We start from the raw sequence: 5,924 nt of genomic DNA, 5'->3' as shown, positions 1-5,924 counted from the left end.
AGTAGAGACTCTGTTTGGTCTTGTGAAGGTTTTGATTTGCTACCGCCTCGAGGGCTACTTCCAGTTTTATTTTCGGAATCATATTCTCTGAGGTATTCACTGAACAGTGATAGGGCTTATCCGAAGTGCTTTAGCAAGATTTTTTGTTGAGATACCCTCATCATAGCCCAAAATTACACAAAGCCTATACTTATTTGCATTCAAATTAAGAGTTTGAGTGTATAAACATTTTTATACAAAAGATAACATATTCTTGCAAAATAGAGCAGTTTTTTCAAAAAAAACTAGTTATGCAATTCTTAATTTGAAATCAAACTAGTATAGATTGGAAAAAACTTCCATAATCAGGTACCATCCTTTGAATTAGATTTCAAGGATGGTTTTTTTATGTTTATAGATACTCATGCACATCTTACAAGTGACACGCTTGTAAATGATACACAGCAGATTTTGGCGCGTGCTCAAACCAATCAAATCGATAAGATCGTCAACATTTGCACAGATGAGAGAAGTCTAAAAGCAGGGCTACTTTTAAGAGAAAAAACCTCTTGGGTATTTAATGCTGCAGCTACTACTCCGCATGATGTAGAAAAGGAGGGAGAGAGCTTCTTTACTCTTGTAAAACAAGCAGCATATCACAAACAGCTTATCGCTATTGGAGAAACCGGTTTAGACTATCACTATCAATATTCTCCTAAAGAGATGCAAAAAAGATATCTAGAGCTTTGTTTAGATTTACGTCGCAAGGTGGATCTTCCGATCATTTTTCATTGTCGCGATGCCTTTGCTGATTTGTTTACTATAGCAGGTAAAGTGCCTGCGGTATTGCATTGTTTCACGGGATCTCTAGAAGAGGCAAAAAAAGCACTAGAGCTTGGATGGTACTTATCGATCAGTGGAATTGTCACTTTTAAAAAGTCTCAAGCATTGCAAGAGATCGTGAAATATGTGCCTTTAGAACATGTATTCATAGAGACAGATGCTCCTTATCTAGCACCAGTGCCTTATCGTGGGAAAGTCAATGAACCTGGGTTTCTTACAGAAACAGCTAAGATGATCGCTCACTTAAAACAAACGAGCATAGAGGAAGTAGCTAGAAAAACCAAACAGAATGCGGAAATTTTTTTTCGTTTTTGAGGAATTTTTCCTTTTGTAAAAGTTACTCGATCTATTTAATACAATCTTTGATGTTGGACATCAGGAGATTGTAACAGTGGTACCTAAATCTTTTATTTGGCGCAGACTTCACTCTTTAATGGGTCTTTGGCTCGTCTTATTTCTATTAGAACATTTATTGACTAACTCGCAGGCAGCTCTTTGGGTAGGAGAGGATGGGCGTGGGTTTGTGAAGATGGTAAATAGTCTCCACAATCTGCCCTACCTTCAAGTGATTGAATTAGGATTATTAGCGGTTCCTTTTGCTATCCATATGTTTTGGGGTGTTAGGTATTTAATGACTTCTAAGGCGAACTCTTATTCTACTAAAGAACAGAATCCCCATTTGAATTATGGGAGAAATAGAGCCTATACCTGGCAAAGAATTACCTCTTGGATCTTATTGGTAGGGATCATTTTACACGTAGCTAAATTCCGTTTTATAGAATATCCAACTTCTGTGCGCTTAGGATCGCAAACTTTTTATTTGGTAAATGTCACGCTAGACAAAGGATTATATACACTAGCAGATCGTTTGCAAGTGGCTTTGTATGATGAAAAGCAGATTTTAGAAGAACAAGCTTTGTTAGAAAATTGCAACGCTGAAGAAAGAGTTATGCAGGCTGCTCAAGAGCTAAAGCAGCAGCATAGTTTATGGAAAGGGCCTTTTGTCGATCAGTACAATGAACAAGAAGCTCTTTTGCTAAACGCAGCACAAAGCTATCAACAACGACTAGATTGGGCACTTACCCTAAAAAAACAAAAACTCTTAAAAACAGAATTGGTAGCCGTGGCTAAAAATTTTGGTACAGCTACCTTGCTTACCGTACGTGATACTTTCAAAAGCCCGGTTTATGTAGGTCTCTATACTATTTTTGTGCTAGCTGCTTGCTTTCATGCCTTTAATGGCTTTTGGACTTTTCTGATCACCTGGGGGTGGGTTTTAAAAATGGCTGCGCAAAAATTTTGGGTATGTGTTGCTATTAGCCTGATGACTGTTGTTGCCTTTTTAGGATTAGCTGCGGTTTGGGGAACGTACTGGTTTAATTTAACATCTTAAAAAGATATGTCGAAGCGAAAAATGGGAAAAGAAGTCATTGTTGTTGGAGGAGGTCTAGCTGGTTTATCCGCTGCTATGAAACTAGCAGAAAAAGACTGTCATGTCAAAATTATCTCTGTGACAAAAGTCAAACGCTCGCATTCTGTTTGTGCTCAAGGTGGAATTAATGCGGCAATGAACTTAAAAAATGAAGAGGATTCTCCTTTCATTCATGCCTACGATACGATTAAGGGAGGGGATTTCTTAGCGGACCAACCTCCTGTTTTAGAGATGTGTTTAGCGGCACCGGGCATTATCCGTATGATGGAGCGCTTCGGATGCCCATTTAATCGAACTCTAGAAGGAAATCTCGATTTTAGACGTTTTGGTGGGACTTTATATCACCGAACAGCTTTTTGCGGCGCTTCTACAGGGCAACAACTGCTCTATGCTTTAGATGAGCAAGTGCGTCGCTATGAAGTACAAGGCAGAGTAGAAAAGTTTGAAAATCACGAGTTCATGCGTCTTGTCCTTGATAGCGAAGGCAAGGCACGCGGCATTGTGCTGATGGACTTATTTAATTTAGAGCTTAGTGTATTAAAAGCAGATGCAGTGGTTTTTGGAACAGGAGGACCAGGATTGATTTTTAAAAAGTCCACAAATTCTACTTTTTGTAGCGGAGCTGCTAACGGTAGATTATTCAAGCAGGGAATGTACTATGCAAATGGAGAATTTATTCAAATTCATCCCACTGCGATCCCTGCGGAGGATAAAATGCGTTTGATTTCAGAATCCTCTCGTGGAGAAGGAGGAAGAATTTGGGTTTGGGGGAACAGCTCTAAGACAATTACAAATTCAGAGGGAAAAACCCTTCCTTGCGGCGAAACGGGAAAACCTTGGTATTTTTTAGAAGAGCTCTATCCTGCTTTTGGGAACTTAGTACCCCGAGATATTGGTGCAAGAGAGATCTTGCGTGTTTGTGAAATGGGATTAGGGGTCGATAGAAAAATGCAAGTGTATTTAGATGTGTCGCATCTTTCAGAGAAAACCCAGCATAAAATTGCCTCTGTTTTGGATATCTATCAAAAATTTACCGGAGATAATCCGCATAAAGTACCTATGCGTATTTTCCCTGCAGTGCATTATTCCATGGGAGGTGCCTGGGTGGATTGGCCCGCTGCTGCTGATCCCGATCGTTGGCAGAGATTTAGGCAAATGACGAACATCCCCGGTTGTTTTAATGTAGGGGAATCAGAATTTCAATATCATGGGGCAAACCGTTTAGGGGCTAATTCGCTACTCTCTTGCATTTTTTCTGGACTAGTGTCTGGAATAGAAGTGCCTCGTTATTTAGATACGTTAGAACATAGTTATGGCAACATACCCAATGCTATTTTTTCACAAGCGCTGCGGAAAGAAGAGGATTTCAAACAAGATCTCATGCAACGCAATGGATCGGAGAATGTGCATCAATTGCATGAGGAATTATCGGATGTATTGATTAAATACGTTACGGTTAAACGTAATAATAGAGATCTGATAAGAGCAATAGATGTGATAAAAGAGATTCGTGAGCGTTATCAAAATATCTGTTTAGATGATAAGGGAACTGTTTTGAATCAAACTTATGTATTTGCCAATCAATTTTCTTATATGTTAGAGATTGCTTTGGTGATTACAAAAGGAGCTCTTTTGCGCAATGAGTTTAGAGGAGCTCATTACAAGCCTGAATTTCCTCATCGAGATGATGAGAATTGGTTAAAAACAACGATGGCTACCTATCAAGAGATAGAGCCAAAAATTAACTATAGAGCGGTTGACTTGCGTTATTTAAAACCCATAGGGCGCGATTACAGCAAAGCTAAAAAAGTCATTCCTCAATTTGAGAACGTTCCTGTAAACATCATATTGCCTTTGTGAGATATCATGGAAAAAACATTCACTTTAAAAGTATACCGCGGGGTTGCTAATCAGCAATATTGGGAAGAATTTGAATTGGAATTGAAGCCTTTTTTGAACATCACATCAGCGTTAATGCAGATACAAAAATGTCCTATTACTAAAAAAGGAGAAAAAGTCACTCCAATTGCTTGGGAACAGGGATGTTTAGAAGAGGTGTGTGGTTCTTGTTCTATGTTAATCAATGCCCGTCCTCGTCAAGGGTGCACAGCTCTTGCCCATCAATTATTACAATCTACAGGTAGTTCTTGCATTACATTAGCTCCTTTAACAAAATTTCCTCTTATGAAGGATTTAGTCGTAGATCGTACAAGTATGTTTGAAAACTTAAAAAAAGTACGTGCTTGGATAGACGTAGATGATGCTCTAGATCGAGGCTTTGGACCTAAAATCAGTCCTGAATTGCAAGAGGCGATATATGTTTTATCTACGTGTATGACTTGTGGTTGTTGTACAGAAGCCTGTCCTCAAGTCAATCCCCATTCGCCATTCATGGGTCCAGCACCTCTATCCCAAGCGCGTCTTTTTAATGCGCACCCCGTTGGAAAACTAGCAAAAGCAGATAGGCTTCGACCTTTAATGGATGAGTCGGGTATCAGCGGTTGTGGGAATGCGCAAAATTGCGTGAGGGTATGTCCCAAGAACATACCCTTAACAGAATCCATTTCCGTCATTGGTAGAGAGGTAAGCAAACAAGCCTTAAGAGATGTGGTAAGTTTGCCCGATGTGTAATTTAACCTTTTCTTAAATAACACCTGTTGTTACAATCTTTTTCAAAGATTCTCCGCTGTTGGGGATATCCGAGCAAATGAAATGCGCATTAACGATAAGTAGATGTTATTAAGGGTTCATGACGCTAAATCACTTTTACAGTTTTTTAGGAAATGATCCCACCTGTTGAGAACAAGGTTATTGCAGCCATTGCTCGAACCCCAAACGGCGGTTTTTTTCTTTGCTTAGCGTCAAAAAATAGTACTCCAATTTTCCTTTCTTGCCATTTAAGCGACTTTTCTTAGGGCAGGGTTTCCTTCTAGAGATTTCTTGTAATGCGGCTTATCCGCCTTTTTCATAAAGCTCTTTGTATGTATAAAAGCTTTCTCTTGAATATCCCATGTGCTTACATGCTTGAGATACATTTCCTAACGTTTTTGCTAATTTTAAAAGACCTAGTTTATTTTTTATCACTTTTCTCTCTATTGCTATATTCAAAATTACCACTTTGCTATTTGTTTATGCAACTACGGCATCACGTCGCAGTTGCATAAGCTGTTTTTCTTTGCTATTTACCACTAAGTGTCAATTTAAGTCTTGTCTATTACAATTTTGCCAAAGACCGCTTTGGAATATATTATACGCCATCAGCTATGGTTTCTTTACTGCACCGCTTAAACTTCACCTATAAAAAGCCTAAGAGCCTGTTTAAAATCTTCTCATTAAGGTATAATGATAGTTTTCATAAAACCTTTGGAGGTAGTTATGACCCGCTCTTATCCAAGCGATATTTCTCGTAAACAATTTAGCAAAATCCATCTAATACTTGAGTCTACACGCAAAAAAACACGTCCACGAAGAGTTGATCTATATGATATTTTTTGTGGAATTTTGTACATTTTAAAAAGTGGTTGCCAGTGGCGTATGTTACCCATAGATTATCCTAAATGGGAATTATGTGATTATTATTTCCCTCTTTGGAATAAAAAAGATGATAAAAATTCTAAGAGTATTCTTGAAATAGTTTTAAAAAAAATTGGTTGGCGAGGTCAGAAAAAGC

General features: G+C 38.5%; 5 protein-coding genes and 2 pseudogenes. 6 read left to right on the top strand and 1 reads right to left on the bottom strand.

Annotation, left to right across the window (positions count from 1 at the left end):
- Window positions 1-387: 387 nt before the first annotated feature.
- From RHOW815_RS06425 to sdhB, 4 genes are all read left to right on the top strand, one after another.
- On the top strand, window positions 388-1,137 hold the full coding sequence (locus tag RHOW815_RS06425) for a TatD family hydrolase (protein WP_215217500.1): 750 nt from the start codon (window positions 388-390) through the stop codon (window positions 1,135-1,137).
- Window positions 1,138-1,213: 76 nt separating this feature from the next.
- Window positions 1,214-2,215, top strand: coding sequence for a succinate dehydrogenase/fumarate reductase transmembrane subunit (locus RHOW815_RS06420; protein WP_251368245.1), 1,002 nt, complete (start codon window positions 1,214-1,216; stop codon window positions 2,213-2,215).
- 6 nt (window positions 2,216-2,221) lie between these two features.
- Complete coding sequence (gene sdhA / locus RHOW815_RS06415; RefSeq protein ID WP_215217499.1) at window positions 2,222-4,114, top strand: succinate dehydrogenase flavoprotein subunit; 1,893 nt, start codon at window positions 2,222-2,224, stop codon at window positions 4,112-4,114.
- Between the two features lie 6 nt (window positions 4,115-4,120).
- A complete protein-coding gene (gene sdhB, locus RHOW815_RS06410; RefSeq protein ID WP_215217498.1) occupies window positions 4,121-4,885 on the top strand; it encodes a succinate dehydrogenase iron-sulfur subunit in 765 nt (254 codons plus the stop codon).
- Between the two features lie 324 nt (window positions 4,886-5,209).
- On the opposite strand, the pseudogene RHOW815_RS06405 reads toward sdhB, so the two are convergent.
- A pseudogene (locus tag RHOW815_RS06405) lies at window positions 5,210-5,356 on the bottom strand (helix-turn-helix domain-containing protein); the annotation flags it as partial.
- 137 nt (window positions 5,357-5,493) lie between these two features.
- Here RHOW815_RS06405 and RHOW815_RS09120 point away from each other — a divergent pair.
- A pseudogene (locus RHOW815_RS09120) lies at window positions 5,494-5,664 on the top strand (helix-turn-helix domain-containing protein); the annotation flags it as partial.
- A partial coding sequence (locus RHOW815_RS06395; protein WP_251368247.1) for a transposase occupies window positions 5,630-5,924 on the top strand: 295 nt, incomplete at its 3' end. The pseudogene RHOW815_RS09120 and the gene RHOW815_RS06395, both read left to right, overlap by 35 nt.

The sequence above is a fragment of the Candidatus Rhabdochlamydia sp. W815 genome (assembly GCF_018642185.1).
GTDB classification, from domain to species: domain Bacteria; phylum Chlamydiota; class Chlamydiia; order Chlamydiales; family Rhabdochlamydiaceae; genus Rhabdochlamydia; species Rhabdochlamydia oedothoracis.
The sequence above is the reverse complement of the archived record's forward strand: the minus strand, read 5'-3'. Positions and strand labels throughout refer to the sequence as shown.